Origin of the sequence: Nocardioides aquaticus, assembly GCF_018459925.1 — a bacterium.
GTDB lineage: Bacteria > Actinomycetota > Actinomycetes > Propionibacteriales > Nocardioidaceae > Nocardioides > Nocardioides aquaticus.
On record NZ_CP075371.1, the window covers coordinates 3705010 to 3729809 of the forward strand.

The 24800-nt window shown below is 74.6% G+C and carries 21 protein-coding genes and 1 pseudogene; 6 read left to right on the forward strand and 16 right to left on the reverse strand.

The window, feature by feature from the left end; translation table 11 throughout:
- Positions 1-8: 8 nt before the first annotated feature.
- From ENKNEFLB_RS17980 to ligD (ENKNEFLB_RS17995), 4 genes and pseudogenes are all read right to left on the reverse strand, one after another.
- On the reverse strand, positions 9-701 hold the full coding sequence (locus ENKNEFLB_RS17980) for a response regulator transcription factor (protein ID WP_214056623.1): 693 nt from the start codon (positions 699-701) through the stop codon (positions 9-11).
- 38 nt (positions 702-739) lie between these two features.
- Entirely contained in the window at positions 740-1282 is a 543-nt protein-coding gene (locus ENKNEFLB_RS17985) for a hypothetical protein (RefSeq protein ID WP_214056624.1), read from the reverse strand.
- Positions 1283-1447: 165 nt separating this feature from the next.
- Positions 1448-2280, reverse strand: a pseudogene (gene ligD / locus ENKNEFLB_RS23065) (non-homologous end-joining DNA ligase).
- An 86-nt stretch (positions 2281-2366) separates the two neighbouring features.
- Complete coding sequence (ligD, locus tag ENKNEFLB_RS17995) at positions 2367-3341, reverse strand: non-homologous end-joining DNA ligase (RefSeq protein WP_214056625.1); 975 nt, start codon at positions 3339-3341, stop codon at positions 2367-2369.
- Positions 3342-3359: 18 nt separating this feature from the next.
- Between ligD (ENKNEFLB_RS17995) and ku the strand changes: the two genes are divergently transcribed.
- The gene (ku, locus tag ENKNEFLB_RS18000) at positions 3360-4298 is read left to right on the forward strand and encodes a non-homologous end joining protein Ku (RefSeq protein ID WP_214056626.1); all 939 of its coding nucleotides are present in this window, start codon (positions 3360-3362) and stop codon (positions 4296-4298) included.
- A 9-nt stretch (positions 4299-4307) separates the two neighbouring features.
- Here ku and ENKNEFLB_RS18005 read toward each other — a convergent pair whose 3' ends face one another.
- The 3 genes from ENKNEFLB_RS18005 to ENKNEFLB_RS18015 form a co-directional block, all read right to left on the reverse strand.
- A complete protein-coding gene (locus tag ENKNEFLB_RS18005; RefSeq protein ID WP_214056627.1) occupies positions 4308-6137 on the reverse strand; it encodes an ABC transporter ATP-binding protein in 1830 nt (609 codons plus the stop codon).
- A complete protein-coding gene (locus ENKNEFLB_RS18010; protein WP_214056628.1) occupies positions 6134-7936 on the reverse strand; it encodes an ABC transporter ATP-binding protein in 1803 nt (600 codons plus the stop codon). Before ENKNEFLB_RS18010 ends, ENKNEFLB_RS18005 begins: the two co-directional genes overlap by 4 nt.
- A gap of 66 nt (positions 7937-8002) precedes the next feature.
- Positions 8003-12958 (reverse strand): NAD-glutamate dehydrogenase, encoded by a 4956-nt coding sequence (locus ENKNEFLB_RS18015; protein ID WP_214059574.1) that lies wholly within the window; start codon positions 12956-12958, stop codon positions 8003-8005.
- A 10-nt stretch (positions 12959-12968) separates the two neighbouring features.
- On the opposite strand from ENKNEFLB_RS18015, the gene ENKNEFLB_RS18020 reads away from it, so the two are divergent.
- Positions 12969-13454, forward strand: a complete 486-nt coding sequence (locus tag ENKNEFLB_RS18020; RefSeq protein WP_214056629.1) for a DUF2505 domain-containing protein — start codon at positions 12969-12971, stop codon at positions 13452-13454.
- Here the strand turns inward: ENKNEFLB_RS18020 and ENKNEFLB_RS18025 are convergent.
- From ENKNEFLB_RS18025 to ENKNEFLB_RS18040, 4 genes are read right to left on the reverse strand one after another with little or no spacing between them, the layout of a single operon-like run.
- A complete protein-coding gene (locus ENKNEFLB_RS18025; RefSeq protein WP_214056630.1) occupies positions 13439-13633 on the reverse strand; it encodes a hypothetical protein in 195 nt (64 codons plus the stop codon). The two genes, ENKNEFLB_RS18020 and ENKNEFLB_RS18025, sit on opposite strands and share 16 nt — an antisense overlap.
- Before the next feature lie 51 nt (positions 13634-13684).
- Positions 13685-15313 carry an L-glutamate gamma-semialdehyde dehydrogenase gene (gene pruA, locus ENKNEFLB_RS18030; protein WP_214056631.1) on the reverse strand — a complete coding sequence of 543 codons (1629 nt, stop codon included), beginning with the start codon at positions 15311-15313 and terminating at the stop codon, positions 13685-13687.
- Between the two features lie 43 nt (positions 15314-15356).
- Entirely contained in the window at positions 15357-15710 is a 354-nt protein-coding gene (locus ENKNEFLB_RS18035; RefSeq protein ID WP_246535647.1) for a DUF6912 family protein, read from the reverse strand.
- Positions 15711-15712: 2 nt separating this feature from the next.
- Entirely contained in the window at positions 15713-17200 is a 1488-nt protein-coding gene (locus tag ENKNEFLB_RS18040; protein WP_214056632.1) for a WS/DGAT/MGAT family O-acyltransferase, read from the reverse strand.
- Positions 17201-17347: 147 nt separating this feature from the next.
- Here ENKNEFLB_RS18040 and ENKNEFLB_RS18045 point away from each other — a divergent pair, with 147 nt between their 5' ends.
- Together ENKNEFLB_RS18045 and ENKNEFLB_RS18050 are read left to right on the forward strand one after the other, a co-directional pair.
- Positions 17348-17770, forward strand: coding sequence for a hypothetical protein (locus ENKNEFLB_RS18045; RefSeq protein ID WP_214056633.1), 423 nt, complete (start codon positions 17348-17350; stop codon positions 17768-17770).
- Between the two features lies 1 nt (position 17771).
- On the forward strand, positions 17772-19115 hold the full coding sequence (locus ENKNEFLB_RS18050) for a hypothetical protein (RefSeq protein WP_246535648.1): 1344 nt from the start codon (positions 17772-17774) through the stop codon (positions 19113-19115).
- Positions 19116-19141: 26 nt separating this feature from the next.
- Here the strand turns inward: ENKNEFLB_RS18050 and ENKNEFLB_RS18055 are convergent, their stop codons facing one another.
- Together ENKNEFLB_RS18055 and ENKNEFLB_RS18060 are read right to left on the reverse strand one after the other, a co-directional pair.
- Positions 19142-20455 (reverse strand): CpaE/TadZ family protein, encoded by a 1314-nt coding sequence (locus tag ENKNEFLB_RS18055; protein WP_214056634.1) that lies wholly within the window; start codon positions 20453-20455, stop codon positions 19142-19144.
- Positions 20452-21159 (reverse strand): hypothetical protein, encoded by a 708-nt coding sequence (locus ENKNEFLB_RS18060; RefSeq protein WP_214056635.1) that lies wholly within the window; start codon positions 21157-21159, stop codon positions 20452-20454. Before ENKNEFLB_RS18060 ends, ENKNEFLB_RS18055 begins: the two co-directional genes overlap by 4 nt.
- Positions 21160-21258: 99 nt before the next feature.
- Here ENKNEFLB_RS18060 and ENKNEFLB_RS18065 point away from each other — a divergent pair, with 99 nt between their 5' ends.
- A complete protein-coding gene (locus ENKNEFLB_RS18065; protein WP_214056636.1) occupies positions 21259-21507 on the forward strand; it encodes a helix-turn-helix domain-containing protein in 249 nt (82 codons plus the stop codon).
- Between the two features lie 16 nt (positions 21508-21523).
- Here ENKNEFLB_RS18065 and ENKNEFLB_RS18070 read toward each other — a convergent pair whose 3' ends face one another.
- The 3 genes from ENKNEFLB_RS18070 to sigE are packed head-to-tail and all read right to left on the reverse strand — an operon-like array spanning position 21524 to position 23927.
- The gene (locus ENKNEFLB_RS18070; RefSeq protein ID WP_214056637.1) at positions 21524-22819 is read right to left on the reverse strand and encodes a S1C family serine protease; all 1296 of its coding nucleotides are present in this window, start codon (positions 22817-22819) and stop codon (positions 21524-21526) included.
- A 47-nt stretch (positions 22820-22866) separates the two neighbouring features.
- Positions 22867-23316, reverse strand: a complete 450-nt coding sequence (locus ENKNEFLB_RS18075) for an anti-sigma factor (RefSeq protein WP_214056638.1) — start codon at positions 23314-23316, stop codon at positions 22867-22869.
- Between the two features lie 20 nt (positions 23317-23336).
- Positions 23337-23927, reverse strand: coding sequence for an RNA polymerase sigma factor SigE (gene sigE / locus ENKNEFLB_RS18080; protein WP_246535649.1), 591 nt, complete (start codon positions 23925-23927; stop codon positions 23337-23339).
- Positions 23928-24160: 233 nt separating this feature from the next.
- Here sigE and ENKNEFLB_RS18085 point away from each other — a divergent pair, with 233 nt between their 5' ends.
- Positions 24161-24796 carry an O-methyltransferase gene (locus ENKNEFLB_RS18085; protein ID WP_214059577.1) on the forward strand — a complete coding sequence of 212 codons (636 nt, stop codon included), beginning with the start codon at positions 24161-24163 and terminating at the stop codon, positions 24794-24796.
- The last annotated feature ends 4 nt before the right edge of the window (positions 24797-24800 follow it).

Genomic DNA, 24800 nt, shown 5'->3' on the forward strand with positions numbered 1-24800 from the left:
CGGTCCTCCTAGACATCGTGTCCGCTGCCCTCCAGACGGAAGCCCACCCCGCGCACGGCCACCACCCGCTCGGGGACCTTGACCTGCTCGAGCTTCTGCCGGAGCCGGCCGATCGTGACGTCGAGCGTCTTGGTCGAGCCGTACCAGTTCTCGTCCCACACGTCGGCCATCAGCTTGTCGCGGGAGACCACCTTGTCGCGGTTGGTCAGCAGGACCTCGAGGACGTCGAACTCCTTGCCGGTCAGCGGCACCTCGGCCTCGCGGTAGAAGACGCGGCGGGCACCGGCGTCCATCCGGAGCCCGTCGACGGCCACGACCGGGGTCGGGCCGGTGTGGGTGCGGCGCAGCAGCGCGCGCACCCGCGCCTGCAGCTCGGCCAGGCCGAAGGGCTTGGCGAGGTAGTCGTCGGCGCCGTAGTCGAGACCCACCACCCGGTCGAGCTCACCGGCGCGGGCGGTGACGATCATGATCGCGCCCTCGAAGGCGAGCTCCCGGGCCTTGCGGCAGACCTCGAGACCGTCCATGTCGGGCAGCCCGAGGTCGAGGATGACCACCTCGGCCGCGTTCGTGCGGAGCTCGTCCAGGGCCTTCTCACCGCTGTCGACCCAGGTGACGTCGTACCCCTCGCGCTCCAGCGTCCGGACCAGGGGGAAGGCGATGTCCTCCTCGTCCTCGACGACCAGGACACGCGCTGCGCTCATAGGTGGGGAGCGTACCGGCGGCACGACGTCCCGGAGGACTAATCAGCCCTGCCCGGCCCAGTGCGGCGTCCGCGGGTGCGGGCCCGGGGTGTGGCTGCGCACCGGCTCCCGCCAGGACTCCCGGAGCAGCACCACGCACAGCGACAGCCCGCCCAGCAGCGCCACCAGCGCCAGCACCGGGGTGTAGACGCCCCCAGGAACGGGTACCCGACCAGCGGGACGGCCAGGACGAGGCGGTCCACGGTGGTGCGGTCCCCGATCGGCACGCCGTCCTCGCCGGCACGGACCTCGATGCCCGCACCACCCGCGCCGACCACGGAGCCCGTCACCAGGCCGGCGGTGCCGGCGCGGGAGACGGTGACCACGTCCCCGTCCTCGAGGTCGCCGAGCGGCACGGCACGGGCCAGCACGACGGAGCCGCGCGCGACGTCGCCGGCGGGCGCGGCCGTCACGTAGCGGTCCAGGCCGAAGGCGGCCGGCACGAGCACGAGCAGCAGGACCGGCGCGGCCACGAGCACCGCGAACGCCGTCCGGGCGCCCCAGGACCACGGGCGACGGCGTGGGACGGGCGCGAGCTCCATCGGGACACTGCTCCGGGTCGGGGGTCGGTGAGGTGGTCCGCCACCCCCCGGGCAGACCTTGCCAGGCTAGGGCCCGTCGCGGCGCCGCACACCCGGTTCCGGACTCGTTCGCGACACGATGTCACCACGGCAGGAAACGGTTCGGTAACAGCGCCCGGACCCCGGTCACCACCTCAGGAGGTCGCCGTGCTCGGCGACCCGGGCCAGCACCTCCTCGGGGCCCAGCTGGTCCAGGGCCAACGGGTCCTCGGCGCCGGCCTCGACCTCGTCCCAGGTGACCGGCGCGGCCACCCGGGGCCGCTCCCGCCCGCGCAGCGAGTACGGCGCGACCGTGGTCTTCGACGCGGCGTTCTGCGACCAGTCCAGGAACACCTTCCCCCGCGGCGCGCCTTGGTCATGGTCGCGGTCACCAAGCGTGGGTGCGCGGCGGCCAGGTCGTCGGCGACCTCCTTGGCCAGCGCCGTCACCGCCTCGGACGGCCGCCGCGACGGCAGGTCGGCATAGAGGTGCAGGCCCTTGCTCCCGCTGAGCACCGGCCGGACGACGAGGTCGTGCTCGGCGAGCGCCTCGGCGACCAGGAGCGCGACCCGGCAGCACTCCCCCAGCCCGGCGGGCTCCCCGGGGTCCAGGTCGACCACCAGCCGGTCGGCGTTGCGCGGGCGGCCGTTGCGCCCCACCCGCCACTGGTGCACGTGCAGCTCGAGCGCCGCCAGGTTGGCCATCCAGGTCAGCGTGGCGAGGTCGTCGACGACCGGGAAGACGAGGGTGTCGCCGTGCCGGGAGGCGCCCCGGGACCCCGACGTCGGCACCGTCACCGTCCGCACCCAGGACGGGGCGCCGCGCGGGGCGTTCTTCTCGTAGAAGCTCTCGCCCCCGACGCCGTGCGGCCAGCGGATCCGGGTCACGGCACGGTCGCGCAGGTGCGGCAGCATCACCGGCGCGACCTGCGCGTAGTAGTTGAGCACCTCGCCCTTGGTGAACCCGGTGACCGGGTACATCACCTTGTCCAGGCTGCTCAGCGTCAGCGTCCGCCCGTCGACCTCGACCCGGACCTCCTCGCGGGGCGGGTCGCCGGCGCGCGGGCTCACGACTGCCCGGTCAGGTCGTCGGTGGCCAGGTCGTCGGGGTCGAGGTCGGGCCGGACCCCGCGGAAGGACGGCTGGCGCAGCCGGGCGTACCCGGCCCCGTGCGTGTCGACGTCGACGACCAGCACCGGCTCGACCCAGTGCGTGCCGCGGGCGTCGACGCGGGGCACCTCGTCGTGGAACGGGCTGGCCGCCCGCGCCAGCGGGGCCACCATCGCAGCCAGCTCCGCGCTCCGCCGGCCCCCGATCCCGCTGCCCACGCGGCCCCGGTAGGCCAGCCCGTCGGACGTCGGCTCGCCGACCAGCACGGCGGCCAGCGGACCGTCGGCGCCGCTGCCCTCCTGCGGGCGCCAGCCCCCCACGACGTACGAGCGCCGGTGCCGGTGCGCCAGCTTCAGCCAGTGCGGGCTGCGCCGCTCGAAGGCGTAGCGGGAGTCGCGGCGCTTGCTGACCACGCCCTCCAGTCCCTGGGTGCGGGTGGCCTCGAGCAGCATCGCCCCGTCGTCGTACGCCGCGGGCACCTGCCACCCGGTGGCCCCGAGCCCGTCGGGGCCGGCGAGGTCCTCCAGGCGCGCCCGTCGCTCGGCCCAGGCCAGCCCCGTGAGGTCCTCGCCGTCGAGCGCGAGCAGGTCGAAGACCATGTAGGTGGCCGGCACCCGGTCGGCCAGCGCGGCCGCCGTGGCCGCCCGGCGCACGTGCATCCGCTCCTGCAGGGTGCGGAAGTCCGGCAGCCCGCGCTCGTTCAGCGCGATCACCTCGCCGTCGACCAGCAGGTCGCGCCCCGGCAGGGGGCTGGTCGAGAGGTCGGGCCACGCCACGGTGACCTCGTTGTCGTTGCGGCTGGTCATCCGCACGGCGTCGCCCAGGTCGGCCCCGCCGCGTGCCAGGACCCGGACGCCGTCCCACTTCACCTCGTGCGACCACCGCTCCCCGGACGGCACCTCGGTGGTCGGGGTGGCGAGCATGGGGCGCATGGGGTCATCCTTGACCCCATGCGGGCGATCTGGAAGGGCGCGGTCTCCTTCGGGCTGGTCAGCGTGCCGGTCAAGCTGTACGCCGCCACGGAGAGCCACGACGTCTCCTTCCGGCAGGTGCACGCCTCCGACGGGGGCCGGATCCGCTACCAGCGGGTCTGCTCGGTCGACGGCGAGGAGGTGCCGTACTCCGAGATCGCCAAGGGCTTCGAGACCGAGGACGGCGAGATGGTCGTGCTCGACGAGGACGACCTCGAGTCGCTGCCCTCGACCAGCTCGCGCGAGATCGCGGTCGAGAAGTTCGTGCCGAGCGACCAGATCGACCCCATGCTGTTCGAGAAGTCCTACTACCTGGAGCCGGAGAAGAGCGGGGCCAAGCCGTACGCCCTCCTGCGCCAGGCCCTCGTCGAGGCCGACCGGATGGCCGTGGTCACCGTCGCCCTGCGCCAGCGGACCTCGATCGCGGTGCTGCGGGTGCGCGACGACGTGATCGTGCTGCAGACCATGATGTGGCCCGACGAGGTCCGCACGCCTGACTTCTCCGTCGAGCCCGGCGACGTCAAGGACTCCGAGACGAAGATGGCCACGATGCTGGTCGAGACGCTCGCCGGCGACTTCGACGCCGCGGAGTTCGAGGACGACTACGCCGGGGCGGTCAAGGCGATGGTCAAGGCCAAGATCGAGGGCGGCGAGATCAAGCGGACCCCGACGTCGACGAAGTCCTCCGGCGAGGTCGTCGACCTGCTCGCCGCCCTGCAGCGCTCGGTCGAGGCGGCGAAGAGCTCGCGCGGCGAGGACACGGCGGCGGAGCAGGAGAAGCCGACGGAGAAGGCCCCCGCCAAGAAGACCGCGAAGAAGTCCGCGGCCACGAAGGCTCCCGCCAAGAAGACCGCCGCCAAGAAGACCGCCGCGAAGAAGACCGCGAAGAAGAAGCCGGCGGCCAAGAAGGCCAGCTGAGCCCGGTCCTCAGGCCAGCGAGTCCTCCCAGGCCGCGTGCAGCGCGGAGAACCGTCCGCCGTCGGTGGCCACCAGCTCGGCCGGCGAGCCGTCCTCGACGACCCGCCCGTGCTCCATCACCAGCACCCGGTCGGCGATCTCGACCGTGGAGAGCCGGTGGGCGATGATCACCGCGGTCCGCCCGGCGAGCACGGTGCGCAGGGCCTGCTGGACCAGCCGCTCGGACGGCACGTCGAGCGAGGAGGTGGCCTCGTCCAGGATCAGCACGGCGGGGTCGGCCAGGAACGCGCGGGCGAAGGCGACCAGCTGGCGCTGGCCGGCGCTCAGCCGCCCGCCGCGGTTGGCCACGTCGGTCTCGTACCCCTCGGGCAGGGCGGTGATGAAGTCGTGCGCGCCGAGCGCGGTGGTGGCGGCCACGACGTCCTCCATCGACGCCCCGGGCCGGCCGAACCGGATGTTGTCGGCGACGGTGCCGGAGAACAGGTAGTTCTCCTGGGTCACCATCACCACGGCGCGGCGCAGGTCGTCGGAGGTCAGCGTGCGCAGGTCCTGCCCGTCGAGCAGCACCGCGCCGCCGGTCGGGTCGTAGAAGCGGGTGGCGAGCTTGGCGAGGGTGGTCTTGCCCGCACCGGTCGTGCCGACCAGGGCGAGGGTCTGGCCCGCCGGCACCGTCAGGTCCAGGCCGGGCAGGACCGGCCGGTCGGCGACGTAGGCGAAGCGGACGTCCTCGAAGCGCAGCTCGCCCCGCGCCGCGCCCAGCGGGTGCGGGCGCTCGGGCTCGGGCACGTCCGGCTCCTCCCGGAGCACCCCGGCCAGCTTGTCCAGCGCGGCCGAGGCCGACTGGAAGGTGTTGTAGAACTGCGAGATCTCCTGCATCGGCTCGAAGAACTGGCGCAGGTAGAGCAGGAACGCCGCCAGCACCCCGACGGTGACCTCGCCCTGGAAGGCGAGGTAGCCGCCGTAGAGCAGGGTGATGCCGATGGTCAGGTTGCCGATCAGCTTGATGCCGGGCATGAAGACCGCGACCAGCCGGAAGGCGTGCAGGCTGGCGCGCCGGTACTGGTCGTTGACGTCGTCGAAGATCTCCTGGTTGCGCGGCTCCCGGCGGAACGCCTGGACCGCCTTCACGCCGCCCATCGACTCCACGAAGTGCACGATGACCAGCGCGATCTTCTCCCGGGTACGGGTGTAGCTGCGCGCGGAGGCCTTGCGGAACCAGTTGGTCAGCAGGAACAGGAACGGCCCGCACAGCAGCGCCACCGCGCCGAGCTCGAGGTCGAGGAACAGCAGCAGCCCGGCCGTGCCGACCAGGGTGAAGGCGGCGGTGACGAGACCGTCGAAGCCGGTCTCGAGCATCTCGTAGATCGCGTCGACGTCGGAGGTCTGCCGGGAGATGACCCGGCCGGAGGTGTAGGAGTCGTGGAACGCCGGGCTCAGGGCCTGGAAGTGCCGGAACACCCGCCGCCGCAGCTCGTAGAGCATGTCCTGCCCGATCGTCCCGGACCGGACGAGGAACAGGTTGCGCGCCACCGCCTGCAGGACCGTCGAGGCCAGCACCAGCCCGACCACCTCGGCCAGCGGGACGAGGTTGCCGCTCTCCTGGATGGGCGGGATCCCGGAGTCGATGCCCACCTTGACCAGGTAGGGGATCGCCAGCCGGCCGACGTTCTCGACCACGACGATCCCGATCAGGATCCACAGCGCCTTCCTGTACGGCCGCAGCAGCTCGCGCAGCAGGTCGCCGGCGCCCCCGGTGAAGGTGACCCCGCGGCCGCGCTCGGCGGCCTCCTCGGCGTCGACCTCGGCCACCCCGCGCCAGTCGGCGCTCGGCCCGCTCATCGGCGTGCCTCCGCGTGCTCGGTGGGTCGGGCCGGCGCGGCGTCGGCGGCGAGCAGCTCCCGGTAGGCCGGCACGGTCGCGAGCAGGTCCCGGTGGTCGCCGACGTGGGTGATCCGGCCGTCCTGGAGCAGCGCGACCCGGTCGGCGAGCAGCACCGTCGAGGCCCGGTGGGCGACCACGAGGCCCGTCGTCGAGGCCAGCACGCGCTGCAGCGCCTCCTCGACCAGCTGCTCGGTGTGCACGTCGAGCGCGGACAGCGTGTCGTCGAGGACCAGCACCACCGGTCGTGCCAGCACCGCGCGCGCCAGGGCGAGGCGCTGGCGCTGGCCGCCGGAGAGCGCCATGCCCTGCTCGCCGATCCGGGTGTCCAGTCCCCAGGGCAGGTCGTGCACGAAACCGGCCTGGGCGATCGCGAGGGCCTCCTCGACCTCGGCGTCCGAGGCGTCGGCGCGACCCAGGGTGAGGTTCTCCCGGGCGCTCATCGAGAACAGGGTGGGCTCCTCGAAGGCGGTCGCCACCAGGCTCCGCAGGTGGGTCAGCTCCAGGTCGCGGACGTCCACGCCGTCGAGGGTGACCCGTCCGCCGGTGACGTCGTAGAGGCGCGGCACCAGGGCGGTGAGCACGCTCTTGCCCGACCCGGTGGCGCCGACCAGCGCCACGGTCTCACCCGGCGCGAGGTCCAGGTCGACCCCGCGCAGCACCGGCTCGTCGGGGGCGTCCGGGAACGCGAAGTCCACGCCCTCCAGGCGCAGGTGGCCGCGCGGCTCGGCGATCACCCGGTCCCCGCCGACGATGTCGGGCCGGGTGTCGAAGATCTCCAGGATCCGGGCGGCCGCGGTCATCGCCTCCTGCGCCATCGCCAGGATGACGCCGAGGGAGGCCACCGGCCAGACCAGCGACAGCAGCAGCGTGATGAAGGCGACCAGCTCCCCGGGGGTCAGCTGGTCGTACCCGACGCCGATCGCGCCCAGCCCCAGGACGGCCACGACCGCCAGGTTGGGGATGCCCTCGAGGAACGTCCAGAACTTCGCGGCGAGCCGGACCTTCTCCATGCTGGTCGCGCGCAGCCGGTCGGCCGAGGCCTCGTACTGCCGCGCGACGTGCTCGCTGCGCCCGAAGGACTTGATCACCCGGACCCCGACCGCGCCCTCCTCGGCCAGCGTGGCCAGGTCGCCCTGCTCGTCCTGGACCCGCCGGGAGATGACGACGTAGGTCCGCTCGAAACGCATCGAGAGCACCACGATCGGCACCGCCGCGGCAGCCACGACCAGGCCGAGCGGCCAGTACATGACCAGCAGCACGGCCGTCGTCGCCACGAGCTGCAGCACGTTGACGACCAGGAAGATCATCCCGAAGCCGCTGAACCGGCGCAGGGCGGCGAGGTCGGTGGTCGCGCGCGAGAGGAGCTGGCCCGACTGCCACTGGGTGTGGAAGGACATCGGCAGCTGCTGGAGGCGGTCGTAGAGGTCGCGGCGCATCGCGCTCTCGATGCTGAGCACGGCGCTGGACTGGATCCACCGGCGCCAGAAGACCAGCGCGGCCTCCAGCACGCCGAGGCCGATCGCCAGCAGGCCCAGCGGGAGCAGCATCCCGATCTCGCCGTCGGTCACCGGTCCGTCGATGATCGCGCGCGTCACCAGCGGGATCGCGATCGCCAGCCCGACCCCGACCAGCGAGACGGTCAGCATGATCGCCAGGGTCGTGGCGTGGGGTCGCAGGTAGGAGCGGAGGCGCCACAGGGAGTGGACGCCGGCGGGCGGCTGGGTGGCGGGGACGACCCCCGCAGAACTGGTTGACATCGGCAACCCCGACCCTAGGTGGGGCCACCGACACCGCGCCAATCCGCCGCCACCCGGGCCGGTGGGTCAGGCCCGCAGGCTGCGCACCGTCCTCAGCGCGACCGACATCCGGGCCAGGTCGGCCTGCTCGTCGGAGCAGATCCGTCGCAGCGTCCCGGTGGCCCGCTCGACCGCCGTGGGGCGGCGCTCCTCCCACGCCGCGATCCGGGCGGCGGCGCCCTCCCCGGCCTCGGTCTCCTGCAGCACCGCGCGGGTGAGCTCGTCGTGCACGGCGTGCAGGTCGTCGCGCAGCGCGGCGCGCGCCATCGTCTCCCACTCGTCGCGGCGCGGCAGGGCGAGGATCCGCCCGACCAGCGCGGGCAGCCCGAGCCGCTCGCCGAGGGTGAAGTGCACCCGGGCGACGTCCTCGGCCTCGAGCCCCTCGTCCTCGGCCGTGGCCACGACGCCCAGCAGCTGGTAGGCCGGCCCGAGCACGGCGACCCGCACCGCGAGGTCCTCGGCCACCCCGGCCTCGACGAGCCCGTCGCGGCGGCGCTCGAACCCGGCCAGCTCCGCGCCGGTGAGCAGCTCGGGCAGCCGGGCCATCACCCGCGGCACCACGCCGGCGAAGGTCGCCGCGACCGCCGTGGTGTCCAGGGGCTCGTGGCGCCGGCTGACCAGCCACCGGGAGGCGCGCTCCACCAGGGTGCGCATCTCGACCCGCATCCGCGTCTGCACGCCGGCGTCCAGCCGGTTGTCCAGCGCGGCCACCTCGTCGCGCAGCGGGCGGGACCCTACGATCTCGCGGGCCGCGAAGTTGGCCCGCACGAGGTCGGCGGCACTCGCCCCGGTCTCGGCCTCCAGGCGCGGCCAGTAGGTCAGCCCGGCCACGTCGACGAGGTCGTTGACCACCCGGGTCACCACGATCTCGCGGCGCAGCGGGTGCGCACGCACGGCCGCGGGGTGCTCGTCGCGGATCCTGGTCGGGAAGTACGCCACGAGGTCCTGCTCGAACCACGGGTCGTCGGGCACGTCGGAGGCGAGCAGTTCGTGGGCCAGCACGATCTTGGTCCAGGCCAGCAGCACGGCCAGCTCGGGCGTGGTCAGCCCCTCCTTGCGCTCGAGGCGGCGGCGGACCTCGCGCCGCGACGGCAGGCCCTCGATCTGGCGGTCCAGGGCGCCGGCGGCCTCCAGCCGCTTCATCCAGGTCTCGTGGACGTGCAGCAGGGACGGCGCGTGGGCCACGGCGTTGGCCAGGGCGATGTTCTGCTCGGCGTTGTCGTGCAGGACCAGCGCGGCGACCTCGTCGGTCATCGAGGCCAGGGTCGCGTTGCGCTGCTTGCGGGTCAGGTCGCCGTCGGCCACCACCCGGTCGAGCAGGATCTTGAGGTTCACCTCGTGGTCGGAGGTGTCGACGCCGGCGGAGTTGTCGATGAAGTCGGTGTTGATCCGACCGCCCTGGCCGCCCGCGCCGCGCAGGGCGTACTCGACCCGCCCGGCCTGGGTGAGCCCGAGGTTGCCGCCCTCGCCGACGCACCGGGCACGCACCGCCCGACCGTCGACGCGGATGGCGTCGTTGGCCTTGTCCCCGACCTCGGCGTGCGTCTCGTCGGAGGACTTGACGTAGGTGCCGATGCCGCCGTTCCAGAGCAGGTCGGCCGGGGCGGCCAGGATCGCGCTGATCAGCGCGGCCGGGGTCAGCGACGTGACGTCGTCGGCCAGGCCGAGCGCCCGCCGCGCCTGCGGGCTGACCGGCACCGACTTGCGGTCGCGGGACCAGACGCCGCCGCCCTCGGAGAGCAGCGTGGTGTCGTAGTCGGCCCAGCTCGACCGCGGCAGGTCGAAGAGCCGGCGCCGCTCGGCGAAGGACGTCGCCGCGTCGGGGTCGGGGTCGAGGAAGACGTGCCGGTGGTCGAAGGCGGCCACCAGCCGCACGTGCTCGGAGCAGAGCATCCCGTTGCCGAAGACGTCGCCGGACATGTCGCCGATCCCGACGCAGGTGAAGTCCTCGGTCTGGCAGTCGATGCCGCGCTCGCGGAAGTGCCGCTGGACCGAGACCCAGGCACCGCGGGCGGTGATCCCCATCGCCTTGTGGTCGTAGCCGACCGACCCGCCGCTGGCGAAGGCGTCCCCCAGCCAGAACCCGCGCGCGACGGCGATCTCGTTGGCCAGGTCGGAGAAGGTCGCGGTGCCCTTGTCGGCGGCCACCACGAGGTAGGAGTCGTCCTCGTCGTGGCGCACCACGTCGCGCGGCGGGACCGTCGCACCGTCGACCCGGTCGTCGGTGACGCTGAGCAGCCCGGTGATGAAGGTGCGGTAGCAGGCCTGCCCCTCGGCCAGCCAGGCCTCGCGCTCGGCCGGGTCGGGCAGCTGCTTGGCGAAGAACCCGCCCTTCGCGCCGACCGGCACGATCACGGTGTTCTTGACCATCTGGGCCTTGACCAGGCCGAGCACCTCGGTCCGGAAGTCGTCGCGTCGGTCCGACCACCGCAGCCCGCCGCGGGCGACCGGGCCGAAGCGCAGGTGCACGCCCTCGACCCGCGGGGAGTAGACGAAGATCTCGAACAGCGGGCGCGGGTCCGGCAGGTCGGGCAGGCCGGCCGGGCTGAGCTTGAGCACCACGTCACCGGACGCGACGCCGGCCGGGGCGCCGGTGGTGTCGGCCTGGAACCAGCTCGTGCGCAGCGTGGCCCGCACGTGCGCCAGGTAGGAGCGCAGGATGCGGTCCTGGTCCAGGCTCGCCACGTCCTCCAGCGCCGCCTCGATCCGGGTCTCCAGGTCCTCGCAGCGCGCGGTGCGACGCGGGTCGTCGGCCTCGCCGAGGGCCGGGTCGAACCGGGTCTCGAACAGCGCCACGAGCAGCCGCGCCAGCCCGGGCTCGGCGAGCAGCGCCTCCTCGATGTAGTCGAGCGCGAACGGGGCCTGACCCTGACGCATGTACTTCGCGTACGCGCGCAGCACCGCCACCTGCCGCCACCCGAGGCCGGCGGCCAGGACCAGCGCGTTGAACCCGTCGGTCTCGCAGTGGCCGTCCCACACCGCGCGGACCGCGTCGGTGAACAGCACCCGGGCGTCGTCGGGCAGCGCCTCGCGGTGGCGCAGGCCGAACTCGTAGACGTGCGAGGGGCGGTCGAGGCCGAGCAGGGCGTACGGCCGCTCGTCGACGACCTCGACGCCCATCGAGGACAGCGTCGGCAGGACGTGGGACAGCGAGAGCGGCTCGCCGACCCGGAACACCTTCAGCCGGGCCTCCCCCGGACCGGCGTCCAGCGGCTCGTGCAGGACCAGGTCCCGTCCGCCGCCGCCGGACCCGTCACCCGCGACGGCCTCGAGCCGGCCGAGGTCGTGCGAGGCGGTCCGCGGCGAGAAGTCCTCCTTGTACGCCTCCGGCCACGCGTCGGCGTACTTGCGCCCCAGCCGCGAGCCGACCTCCTCGCCGTACTCGGTCAGCACGGCCGCCACGAAGTCGTCGCGCCAGGACCGCGAGGCCTCGCCCAGGCGGCGCTCGAGCTCGGCGGTCTCGATCTCCGGGATCGTCGCCCCCGCCGGCATGTGCGCCACGAAGTGCACCCGCGCGGTGGTCGACTCGTTGATCCGGACCGTGAACTCCACCGAGTCGGCGCCCAGGTGCTGCTGGAGGATCTCGGCGAACCGCTGCCGGACCACGGTGTTGTAGCGGTCGCGCGGGAGGTAGACCAGCACGGAGACGTAGCGCCCGTAGGTGTCGCGGCGCACGAACATCCGCAGCGCGCGCCGCTCCCGGGCGTGCATCGCGGCCTCCACCAGCGGGGCCAGCTCGTCGACGTCGGTGTGGAACAGCTCGTCGCGCGGGTACGTCTCGAGCGTGTCCATCAGGGCCTTGCCGGCGTGGCTGCGCCGGTCGAAGCCGCTGCGCGCGAGCACCGCGGCGGCCTTCTCCCGCACGAGCGGGATCCGCAGCAGCGACTCGGTGTAGGCCGCGCTCGAGAACAGCCCGATGAAGCGCCGCTCGCCGGTGACCTCGCCGGCGGCGTCGAAGGTCTTGACGCCGACGTAGTCGAGGTAGGCCGGGCGGTGCACCGTGGCCCGGGAGTTCGCCTTCGCCAGGACCAGCAGGGTGCGCTCGCGGGTGCGCTCGCGCACCGCTGCGGGCAGCCGGCCCAGCGCCCGGGTCACGTCGGGGTCGTCGCGCAGCACGCCGAGCCCCGTACCGGGTCGGGCGCGCAGCACGTCCTCCTGGGCGCCGTCGACCTCGGCGGTGTCGAGGTCGTACTCGCGGTAGCCGAGGAAGGTGAAGTGCTCGTCGCCCAGCCAGGCCAGCAGCTCGCGGGCCGAGCGGACGTCCTCGGCCGGCAGGCCGGCGGGCGGGTCCTGGTCGAGCTCCTCGACGATGCCCCGGATCCGGGCGTGCATCTTGTCCCAGTCCTCGACCGACTCCCGCACGTCGCGCAGCACCCGCTGCACGTGCTCGGCGATCACGGCCGGGTCGTCGTCGTCGCGCAACCGGTCGATCTCGACGTGCATCCACGACTCGCGCACCGCCCCCGGGGCGGCCTCGCTGGACCCGTCCTCGACCGGCGAGAGCTCCTGCAGCGCCCCGGTGACGTCGCGCACCGCGTCGTAGACCGGGTGCACCACCAGGTGCACCTCGCGCAGCTGCCGGGACAGCTCCATCGTCAGGGAGTCCACCAGGAACGGCATGTCGTCGACGACGACCTCGACCACGGAGTGCCCCGCCGCCGACCAGCCCTGGTCGCCGGGGGTCGGGGTCAGCACCCGGACCTCGGCCGTGCCCTGGGGACGCTGCAGCGCGGCGCGGTGGTGCGAGGCGAAGGCGCCGTAGAGGTCGGCGTCGCCCCGGTCGACGAGGTCCTCGGCGGTGACGTGGCGGTAGTAGGCCCGCAGCAGGACGTCCAGCCGCTCGCGCGGCGGCCCCCCGCTGCCCTTGCCGTGCTTCGCCACCCCGACCGCCTGGTCGAGGAGCTGTTCCTTGTCGGGCTCGTGGGTCACCGTTGACACGCTGTCGACCCTAGGGCATGCCCGGACGCCTCCTGGCTGGTCCATGATGTGCGCCATGACGAAGCGGATCACCCACGACCTGACCTACGACGCGCCCCTGGAGTCCGTCGCCGCGATGCTCGGCGACAAGGCCTTCCGCGAGGAGGTCTGCGACGCCCAGCACGTGCTCTCCCACGACGTGACGGTCACCTCGCCCGGCAGCGGGCCCAAGACGGTCACCATCGACCAGAAGCAGAGCGCCCGGGGCCTGCCGTCGTTCGCGACGAAGATCGTGGGCGACTCGATCCACATCGTGCAGGAGGAGGACTGGACCAGCTCCTCCGAGGCCGTGGTCACCGTCGTGATCCCCGGCAAGCCGGGCGACATGAGGGGCACCGCGCGGCTGAGCGAGTCCGGCGGGGTCACCACCGAGACCGTCGTGCTGGACGTCAAGGTCTCCATCCCGCTCGTGGGCGGCAAGATCGAGGGCCTGGTCGCCGACATGCTGCTCAAGGCGCTCAAGGTCGAGAACCGCGTCGGACGGGACTACCTCTCGCGCTGAGCCCGCACGTCCTCGGGGACCCCGTCGGCTGCGCCCTCGTCGACGTCCTCGGCGGCGTCCTGGCGACGACGCACGGCGATCACGACGCCGAGCAGCAGGAACGGTCCGAAGGCCAGCAGGAGCGTGAGCGCCTGCTCCACCGGGTGGAGGGCGCCGAGGTGCAGCGGGAGGACCGTCATGGTGCCCCCATCATGCCTCGGCGCCCGGCCTGGTCGTGAGGTCGGGCCGGGTCAACCCATGTGCGGGTAGCGGTGGTCGGTCGGAGCCACGAAGGTCTCCTTGATCGACCGCGGCGAGGTCCAGCGCATCAGGTTCGACGGCGCGCCGGCCTTGTCGTTGGTGCCCGAGGCGCGCGCGCCGCCGAACGGCTGCTGGCCGACCACGGCGCCGGTGGGCTTGTCGTTGACGTAGAAGTTGCCCGCGGTGAAGCGCAGCTCGCGCTGCACCCACTCGATCGCGCGGCGGTCGCGGGCGATCACGGCGCCGGTCAGGGCGTACGGCGCGCTGGACTCCATGCCCCGCACGACCCGCTCGAAGTCGGCGTCCTCGAAGACGTGCACGGCCAGGATCGGACCGAAGTACTCGGTCGTGAACATCTCGTCGGTCGGGTCCGACCCCTCGACGACCGTGGGTCGCACGAAGTACCCGGTCGAGTCGTCGGTCGTGCCGCCCGCGACCACGTCGAGGCCGTCGGTGGCGTGGGCCCGCTCGAGCGCGGTGCGGTGCTTGGCGAAGGCGCGGTCGTCGATGACGGCACCCATGAAGTGCGACAGGTCGGTCACGTCGCCGACCGAGAGGGCCTCGGTGTCGGCGACCAGCCGGTCCCTGACCTGTGCCCAGACCGAGCGGGGCACGTAGGCCCGCGAGGCCGCCGAGCACTTCTGGCCCTGGAACTCGAAGGCGCCGCGCAGCATCGCGACCCGCAGCACGTCGGGGTCGGCCGAGGGGTGGGCGACGATGAAGTCCTTGCCGCCGGTCTCCCCGACGATGCGCGGGTAGGACCGGTAGCCGCTGATGTTGGCCCCGACCTGCTGCCACAGGTGCTGGAACGTCGGCGTCGAGCCGGTGAAGTGGATCCCGGCGAGGTCCGGGTGGGCCAGCGCCACCTCGGAGACGTCGAGCCCGTCCCCGGGCAGCATGTTGATGACGCCGGGGGGCATCCCGGCCTCCTCGAGGAGCTGCATGGTCAGCGACGCCGCCAGCTGCTGGGTCGGCGAGGGCTTCCAGAGCACGGTGTTGCCCATCAGCGCCGGGGCGGTGGGCAGGTTGCCGGCGATGGCGGTGAAGTTGAACGGGGTGATCGCGTAGACGAAGCCCTCGAGAGGGCGGTGGTCGCTGCGGTTCCACACCCCGGGGCTGTTCGCGATCGGCTGGTCGGCCACGATCTGGCGCGCGAAGTGGACGTTGAAGCGCCAGAAGTCGATCAGCTCGCAGGCGGCGTCGATCTCGGCCTGGAAGGCGGTCTTGGACTGCCCCAGCATGGTCGCGGCGTTGATCCGCTGCCGCCAGGGACCGGCCAGCAGGTCGGCGGCCTTGAGGATGACCGCGCAGCGGGCGTCCAGCGACATCGCCCGCCACTCCGGGGCCGCGTCGGCGGCCGCGCCGACCGCGGCCTCGGCGTCGGCGGTGCTCGCGCTGCGGATCGTGCCGAGCAGGTGCTGGTGGTCGTGCGGCTGGACGACCCGGATCTCGCGCCCGCCGCCCGTGCGCCGCTCGCCGCCGACGACGGCCGAGAGGTCGTGCTCGGTGCCCTCCAGGTCGACCAGGGCGGCCTCGAGCCCGGCGCGCTCGGGCGAGCCCGGGGCGTAGGTCAGGTTGGGCTCGTTGACGGGGGCCGGCGGGTGGGTCGTCGCGTCCATGGTCACGATGCTGTCACCCGGGCCGACCGCTTGTCGAAGCGGCTCAGAGCTCGCCACGCAGCAGGAAGGGGACCTCCTGGGTGGCGAACCAGCCGAGGTCGTCGTCCTCGGCGGCGTCCTCGCGGGTGTCGACGTGGACCGCCTGCACGCGCCGCATCGGCACCGCGCCGTCGGGGTCCTCGCCGTCGCCGAGCTCGGCGACCAGCACGGTGCGCCGACCGCCGGGCTCGCCCCGCGCCGCGAGCAGGGCCGCCGAGGCGTCCGCGGCCTCGAGCAGCGCGGCGTACTCCTGCTCCTCGTCCTCGGGCGCGGTCAGCCGGCCCTCGCCCGGCGGGACCTCACCGGCCGCGTGGGCGGTGGCCAGGTCGGTCAGGGTGGTCGGGATCCAGACGCGCACGCTCAGTCCTCCGGCTCGGCGGTGGTGGGCTTCCGGCCGGTCGGGGCCGTCCGGCCCGTCCGCCCGCGGGGGGCCCGGGGCCGGGCGTCGCCCGAGGCGTCGACCAGCTCCTGCAGGGCCTCCAGCACGCAGCTGCCGAGCACGTCCGCGTCGGGGATCGCGTCACGGTCGGCGGTGATGCCGTAGGTCACGCCGCCGTCGTAGGACGTGACGGCGACGGCCAGCCGGTGCTCGGGCAGCAGCGGCGGGACGGGGTACGACGCCACCAGGCGGGCGCCCGCGGCGTAGACCGGGCTCTGCGGGCCCGGGGCGTTGGTGACGCACAGCGCGAAGCCGCGGCGCACCTCCTGGGCCGCGACGCGGGCGCCGACGGCGTGGAAGGTCGTCGGGGCGAAGCCGGCGATCCCGGCCAGGCGGTCGGCGGCCACGCTCTTGCCGGTGGCGTGGTGGGCGGCGAACGAGTACGACACCTGGTGCAGCCGGACCACCGGGCTGACCTCCCCGATCGGCAGGTCGACCTCGTGCACCGACATCTGGCTGCCCAGCGAGGTCGCCTCGAGCTCCTCGTCGATCACCGAGACCGGGACGACGGCCCGGACGTGGCGGGTCGAGGGCAGCGCCTCGCCGCGCGTCATCAGCCAGGCCCGGAGCCCGCCGGCGATGCTGGCCAGGATGACGTCGTTGACGGTGCCGCCGTGGGCGTCGCGGACCAGCCGGTAGTCGGAGAGCCGGGTGTCGAGGGTGACCACCCGGCGCTGCTGGGACAGCGGCCCCTGGAGCACGGTCGGGCGCACCGGACGGCGGCCGGTCAACGCGGCGGCGACGCCGCGGGTGCGCCGGCCGGCACCCTCCGCGGCCAGGACGACCCGGCCCGAGGTGCTGCGCACGGTGCCGATCAGCGTCTGCGGGTCGGTGACGGTGTCGCGCAGGGCCTCGGTGAGCAGCCCCACCGGGCTGCGGCGCCGGGGCCGCCAGGTGTCGGCGTCGTCGGGAGCGCCGACCGGCCCGGTGGAGCCGGGCAGCCCGTCGAGCAGGACCTGGCCGAGGTCGACGGTGTCGATGCCGTCGACGAGGGCCTGGTGGCACTTCAGCAGGACGGCGACCTGACCGCCCTCGAGGCCCTCGACGAAGTAGATCTCCCACAGCGGACGGGAGCGGTCCAGCGGCCGCGAGACGATCCGGGCGACCAGCTCGCGCAGCTGGTCGCGGGTGCCCGGGCGGGGCAGGGCGGAGCGGCGCACGTGGTAGGCGAGGTCGAAGCCGACGTCGTCGACCCAGACCGGGTTCGCCAGGCCGCCGGGCACGCCCTGAACCCGCTGCCGGAACCGCGGGACGAACGCGATCCGGTCCCGCACCAGGGCCACGAACCGGTCGTGGTCGAAGCCGGAGGAGCCCGGGTCGAGGATGTCGACGGTCGTGGTGTGCCGGGGAGTGGTCAGGTCCTCCCCCGCCAGGAACGCCAGGTCCCGTGCTCGCAGCCGTTCGCTCACCCTCGCCCACCCATGCCGTGCCCGCCCCCGTCGTCCGTGCCCGTCGTCCGTGCCCGTGGTCCGCCCCTCGCCGTCCGGCTTGGTGCTCATGGGATTCTGGCAGAGGCGCCGCGGTGACGCGGGCCCCCCGACCCGAGAGGACGATCGATGCGGCGCCTGCCGGCACCCCTGCCGCCCCTCGCGCTGGCCCTGGCGCTCCCGCTGGTCCTGGCGCTGCTGGGCACCACCGGTTGCTCCCGCGGCCCCGGGGCCGCGGCCGCCGACGACGGCGTCGTGGTCGAGGTGATGATCGAGGACGGTCGGGCCCGCCCGGCCGGTGACCGCGTCGACGTCCCGACCGGCGAGACGGTCGAGCTGGTCGTGATGGCCGACTCGGCCGGCCTGATCCACGTGCAGCCCGGCGGCCGCGGCGCCGACCGGGACGGGCAGGACGGGCAGGAGGACCAGGCCAGGGAGATCGAGTACCAGCCGGGCACCACCACCTTCGCCCTGGAGATGGACCGGGCCGGCACCGTCGACGTCGAGCTCCACGACCCCGACCAGCTGCTGGTGCAGCTGGAGGTGCGCTGAGGTGCTGTCGCTGACCGACGCCGTCCCCGTGGCCCACGGGCTCGGCGGCCAGAAGGACCTGCCCATCCCGCTCTCGCTGGCGGTCACCGGCTCCGTGGCGGCCCTGGTGATCTCCTTCACCGTGCTCGCGGTGGCCTGGCGCAGCCCCCGGTACGCCGGGCGGCCGGCGCTCGCCGTACCGGCCCTCGGCCGGGTGGTGCTGTCCGGGCCGTTCCAGGCCGTCCTGAAGCTGCTGGGCCTGCTGTTCCTGGCCTACACCGTCATGGTCGCCACCCTCGGCGAGGACCTGCTGACCAACCCCGTCTTCGGGATCTTCCTGGTGTGGCTGTGGGTGGGGATCGTGCCGGCCTCCCTGCTGCTCGGGCCGGCCTTCAAGGCGATCAGCCCGCACCGCACCCTGGTGGAGCTGCTCGCCCGGCTGACCGGCGGTGACCCGGAGGACGGGATCGCGGACTACCCGGCGCGGCTGGGCTACTGGCCGGCGGCGCTCGGGCTGCTGGCCTTCGTGTGGTTCGAGCTGATCTACCCGTTCAACACTGAGCTCGGCCCGGTCCGGCTGTGGCTGGCGGCCTACCTCGGCGTGATGCTCGTGGGCGGCGCCGTCTTCGGGACCCGGTTCTTCGAGCGGGCCGACCCCTTCGAGGTCTACTCCTCGCTGCTGGCGAAGCTGTCGCCGTGGGCGGTCGAGCCCGACGACGACGGCCGCGACCGGCTGCTGCTGCGCTCCCCGCTGGCCAACCTCGACACGACCGTGGCGCGACCCGGCCTGGTCGCGGTGGTGGCGGTGCTGCTGGGCAGCACGGCGTACGACTCCTTCCGCGAGGCGGCCTTCTGGGTCCGCTGGGTGCAGACCTCCGACCACTCCCCCACCCTGGTCGCCAACCTGGCCATGCTCGGCACGATCCTGCTGGTCGCGGGCCTCTTCAGCGCGGCGTGCGTGCTCACGCCGGTCCGCGACGGCACCGCACGGCGCGCGCTGCCCGCGGCCTTCGCGCACGCGGTCGTGCCGATCATCGCCGGCTACATGGTCGCGCACTACACGACCTACTGGTACGAGCGCGGCCAGGTCACGCTGGCGCAGGTCAGCGACCCGTTCTCGAACGGCTCCGACTGGTTCGGCACCGCCGGGCTGGGCGTGGACTACTGGCTCTCGGAGCACCCCGGCTTCCTGGCGACGCTGAAGGTGGTCGCGGTGGTGCTGGGGCACGTGGTCGGGGTGGTGGCCTCCCACGAGCGGGCCGTCGGCCTGCTCCCGCGCAGGCACCAGCTGACCGGCCAGCTCGCGCTGCTGGTGGTGATGGTGGTCTTCACCGCCGGCGGGTTGTCGCTGCTCTTCGCCGGCTGACCGGCCGCCCGGCCGCCGGCGGTGAGTCAGCGGATCCGACGGCCCCGTCGCGCGCCCCGTCGCACGCCCCGGCCCGCCGGACGCCGCGCGGCCTGCCGGTGGACGCTCCCGGGCTCGACGGCGTCGACCACGGCGCCGAGGGCCCGCAGCAGGGCGGAGTCCCCGCCCTCGACGAGGGTGCGGCCGGTGACCAGGGCGCGGTCGACGGCCGCGAGGTCGTGCGGCAGGAAGTGCAGGCTGGTGCTCCGGCCGAAGCCGGAGACCATGGCGGCGACCTCGCTCTCGGACCAGCCGAGGCCGGGACGCATCCGGTTGAGGAGCACGCGGACGCCGACCGGGCCGACGGTCTCGCGCAGCTCGACCAGCGCCCGGGCCAGCCGGGCCAGGCCGACGGGGTCGGCGGCCCCGACCACGAGCACCTCGTCGGCGGCACCGAGCGCCTCGGTGGTGGCCTGGTTGCGGCCCCCGCGACCGGAGAGGTCCGCGCCGTGGTCCGCCTCGAGCGGGGCGGCGGTGTCGACGACGACGTCCCCGTGCCGGCGGGCCGCGCGCAGCAGCGTCTCCACCACCCCGGCGCGGACCTCGCGCCAGCGGTCGGGGCGGGGCAGGCCGGTGACCACCGCCAGGCGTGGGTCGAGGGAGCGCTGGACCGTGGCGACCTCGTCCTCGAGGTGCCCGGTCCCGGCGAGACGGGCCGCCGCGAGCAGCCCGGAGACCTCGTCCAGCACCCCGAGCTGCTGAGCCTGGCTCGCGGCGTGGGTGTCGGCGTCGACGAGCAGCACCCGCCGCCCGCGGCGGGCCAGCTCGGCGGCCATCCCGGCGGCGACCGTGCTGCGCCCCGGTGCCCCGGGCGGCCCCCACACGGCCAGGACCCGGCCGGGCCGACCGGCGGGTGCGGCCACCACCGGCGCGTCGTCCTGGTCGGGCGTCGCGGCGGGTGCCGCCGTTCCGCCGTCGCCGTCACCGTCGCCGTCTCCGCCGCCGTCGCCGCGGGCCGCACCGAGCACGGCCTCCGGGAGGCCCGCGACGTCGCCCTCGTCGACGACGACCCGGATCCCCAGGCGACCGGCGCGGAGCCGGGCGGCCCCGTCGGGACCCCGCGGGACCACGGCGACCGGGCGTACGTCGTGACGCAGCAGGTGGTCGACGGCCGGCCCGTCGAGCCCCGGCGCGTCGAGCGCGACGACGGCGACGTCGGCCTGGCCGGCGGCGGCGGTGGCCAGCAGGTCGTCGACGTCCACGCACCGCTTGAGCACCACGATCCCGGGGTCGTCGCCGAGCTCGCGCAGCGCCGGCGACTCCCAGGCCGCGCCGGCGGCCACCACCAGGACGACGATCACGACTGCCGGGCCACGCTCAGCACCGGCTCGCTGCTCCCGGCGAGGAGGGCGAAGAACGAGGGAGCCTCGGCCGCGGGGACCGCGAGCTCGAGCTTGCGCTGCCCGAGCGTGGCGAAGTCCTGCTCGGCCGAGGACGCCACCACGGTGACGTCCTCCAGCACCCGGTCCCCGCGCCGCGAGCCCCCGCCCCCGCCCTCGTCCCCGGAGGTCGCCACCTCGGTGCCGTCGTCGGTCGCCGCTCCCCCACTGAGCAGGTAGACGTCGACCACGGAGCCGGCCCCGACGCTCGAGGGCACCCGCACGTCGTCGACGGCGACCGCGATCTGCACGGTTCCGGCCTGCGTGGGGTCGCCGAGCGCCGAGCGCGGCAGCAGCTCCCCGGCGCCGAGGCCACGGGTCAGGGTCAGGTCGGCGGGCAGCTCCTCGGTGACCTCGACGTAGTGGTCGAGCCCGTCGGCCCGACCGAGGAGCACCGGTGTCGCGACCAGGTCGTCGGCCCCGACCTCGTCCCCCGCCCCGAGGTCGGCGGCCACGGCCCAGACCTCGACGGTGTCGTCGGCCGCGTCCAGCACCCGCGCCCCCAGGACACCGCAGGCCGCCACCAGCAGCACCCCGGCCCACAACCGGGGGTCGCGCCACCCGGAGGCGGGCGAGCGCTGGGCAGGCTGCGGAGCCGCAGGACGAGGGGCGGGGTCGTGGACCACCGCCCCATCATGCTCGCCACCGGCCCCGGCGGCACCCCGCTCCTCCACAGGCCGGTGCTGTGGGCCGCGCCGCACCGACGGGGGTGCCACCATGGGCGCATGGCCGCCACGCCCCGCTTCCTGACCCTGGCCGACGTCGCCGAGGTGCTCAACACCTCCAGCGCGCAGGTCTACGCCCTCGTCCGCCGTGGCGACCTCCCCGCGATCAAGATCGGCGGTCGCGGCCAGTGGCGGGTCGAGGCGGACCGGCTCGAGGAGTACATCGCACGGATGTACCGCGACGCCGAGCAGTTCGTCGCCCAGCACCCGTTCGAGGAGTCCGAGCGGGCCGACACCACGTCGACCTGACCGGCCCCGGCCGCGGTCAGCCGGTCTCGCCGGCGAGCACGATCTCGACCTGCTGCTCCTCCCCGTCGCGGCGCACCGTCAGCGCGACGGTGTCGCCGGGCTGACGGGTGCGCAGGGCCACGATCAGCGCGACGCCGTCGGTGACGAGGTCGCCGTCGAGGCCCACCACGAGGTCGCCGTCGCGCAGGCCGGCGGACGCCGCGGGGCTGTCGGGAAGCACCCGGGTCACCTCGGCGCCACCGGTCGTGTCCTCCCCGGTCTGCACCTCCGCGCCGATCACCGGGTACTGCGCCTCCCCGTCGCGCAGGATCTGGTCGGCGGTGACACGCACCTGCTCGACCGGGATCGCGAAGCCGACCCCGATGTTGCCCGACCCGCCGCCCAGGCCGCTGCCGGCGGTGGCGATCGCGGAGTTCACCCCGACCACCTGCCCGCTCAGGTTGACCAGCGGTCCGCCGGAGTTGCCGGGGTTGATGGCGGCGTCGGTCTGCACCGCGTCGATGAAGGACGAGTCGTCCTCGCCCTGGGAGGTCGTGACCGGGCGGCTGAGCGCGCTGACGATGCCGGAGGTGACCGTCGAGCTGAGACCGAGCGGGGACCCGATCGCCACCACGGTCTCGCCGACCCGCAGCGCCCGGGAGCGCCCGAGCGCGGCCGGGGCACGACCCTCGATGCCGGGGACGTCGAGGACGGCGAGGTCGTAGACCGGGCTGCGCCCGACCACCCGGGCGTCGAAGCGGTTCCCCTCCTCGTCGACCACCTCGATCAGCCCGCCGTTGGCGTCGGCGTCGGCGACCACGTGGTTGTTGGTCACGACGTGGCCCTGCCGGTCGAGCAGGAACCCCGACCCGGTGGCCCCGCCGGCTTGGCCCCCGAGGGCGGCCGCGATCTGCACCGTGCGCGGGAGCATCTCCTGCGCCACGGCGGCGACCGAGCGGTCGTCCGCGGCCAGCGGCGGCAGGGAGGTGGTGTCGACGCCGGCCAGCCCCTCGGGGTCGCCGCCCGAGGCGGTGGTGCGGTCGTCGTCCCACTCCTGCCAGACGACGCCGCCGGCGAGGCCGCCGAGGAGTCCGACCACCAGCGCGAGCACCACGACGGCCGGCCACACCCAGCCGCTGACACGACCGGTCGGGCGGCCCGGGGCCGGCCCGGCGGCCGGTGCGAGCGGCACCGGCCCCCAGGCGGGCTGCGGGGCCACCGGCGCCGCCGGGCTCACCGGCGCCGCCGGGGCGGCGTACGGCGGGGGCGGCTGGGCCGCGGGCGGGACCCAGGACTCTGGGGCCGGCTCGGGCACGCGGGGCTGGTCGGTCACCGACCCATCATCCCCCGCACCCCCTGGAGCGCCTCCCCCCGAGCGGGTCAGCGACCGCCGCGCCCCGACCGGTCCAGGGCCGGGGTGACGCTCGGCAGCACGGGACCGAGCGGCGTGAGCTGGGTCAGCGGCGCGCGCTGGTCCATCGTCGGCGCCGTCGGAGCCGCGGCGGGCCCGGCGCCCAGGGCGAGCACGCCGAGCATGGCCGCACCCACGGCACCGCCGCCGACCGCGACGGCCCCGGCGCCGATCGACCGGCGGGGTCGGTGCTCGGCCTCGGCCCAGCCGGACGGGCGTACCGGCAGGCCGGGCGCACCCAGGAGCGATCCCTTGAGGTGGTCCGGGGCGCCACCGCCGTCGTCGGAGAGGCGCGCGAGCCGTCGCTTCACCCAGCCCTCGCGCTCGACGAGGTCGCGGCACTGGTGGCACTCGTGGACGTGGTTCCAGGCGCGCTCGGTCTCGTCGGCGTCCAGGTGACCGTCGAGCAACGAGCTCACGCGCGCGCCGAGGTGCCCGATCACGCCAGCGCCCGGCGGACCACCGGCAGCGGCCCGGTCGCCGGGCCGGAGTACCGGGCCCGCCCGTTCTCCGGCGCCCGGTGTGCCAGGGCGGTGCGCAGCTGGGCGCGGCCGCGGTGGATGCGGGAGCGGACGGTGCCGAGCTTCGCGCCGAGGATCTCCGCGATCTCCTCGTAGGACAGGCCCTCGACGTCGCAGAGCACGACGGCGGCGCGGAAGTCGGGTGCCAGGGTGGCCAGGGCCCGCTCGACGTCGTCGTCGAAGGTGCGGTCGGCGTAGGCCGCCCCGGGCTCGGGCGCCGGGCTCGAGAGCGCGTCCGCGCGGGCGTCGGAGAGGGCGTCGAAGCGGATCCGCTGCTTGCGGCGGGCCTGGTCGAGGAAGAGGTTGGTGGTGATCCGGTGCAGCCAGCCCTCGAAGGTCCCGGGCGTGTAGCCGTCGAGGGAGCGGAAGACCCGGACGAAGACCTCCTGGGTCAGGTCCTCGGCGTCGTGCTTGTCGCCGGTCAGCCGGTAGGCCAACCGGTAGACCCGGTCGGAGTGCCGCTCCACGACCTCGTGCCAGGTCGGGGGGACGTGCTGCGTGGCGTCCATGGTGGCTCCTGCGGCCGAGGGGGGTGCCGTGACCGGCATCGGGGACCTCCACGGTAGGGCGCGGGACTGAGACGGACCTGAGAGACGGCGTGCGGCACGCGGCCGCAGCGCGGCGGCCTCTCCTGCACCAACGCCCGGGAGCGCCCGCGCGTTCCCCGTCCCCGGCTGGCGCTACGGTGGTCGCCCGCACACCGCACCCGCGCGCCACCCGGCGCCGTCCCCAGGAGGCCGCCATCAGCACCCCCCTCACGCCTGCCAGCCAGGCGTTCGCCGACGGGCTCGTGGCCGAGGACGACGCGCTCGCCGCCGCCCGCGTGCGCGCGGAGGAAGTCGGCGTCAGCGCGATCACGCCCGGCGCCGGCGCGACGCTGTGCTTCCTGGCCAGCGCCCTGGGCGCCCGCTCCGTCGTCGAGATCGGGACCGGTACGGGGGTCTCCGCGCTGTGGCTGCTGCGCGGCATGCGTCCCGACGGGGTCCTGACGACCGTCGACGTCGAGGCCGAGCACCAGCGCCTGGCCCGCACCGGCTTCACCCAGGCCGGCATCCCGGCCGCCCGGGTGCGCACCATCGCCGGCGCCGCCCTGGACGTGCTCCCCCGCCTGACCGACGGCCACTACGACCTCGTCGTGGTCGACGGCGACCGGCGCGAGTACGCCGCCTACCTCGACGAGGCGCTGCGGCTGCTCCGCCCCGGCGGTGTCGTGGTCCTCGACCACGCCCTCGGCGGCGGCCGGGTGGCCGACCCCGCGCAGCGCGACGAGCAGACCGTGGCCGTGCGCGACCTGGTGCACGGCGTGGCCGAGCGCGAGGACCTGGTCCCGGTGCTGCTGCCCGTCGGCGACGGCCTGCTGGCCGCCACCAAGCGGTAGACCC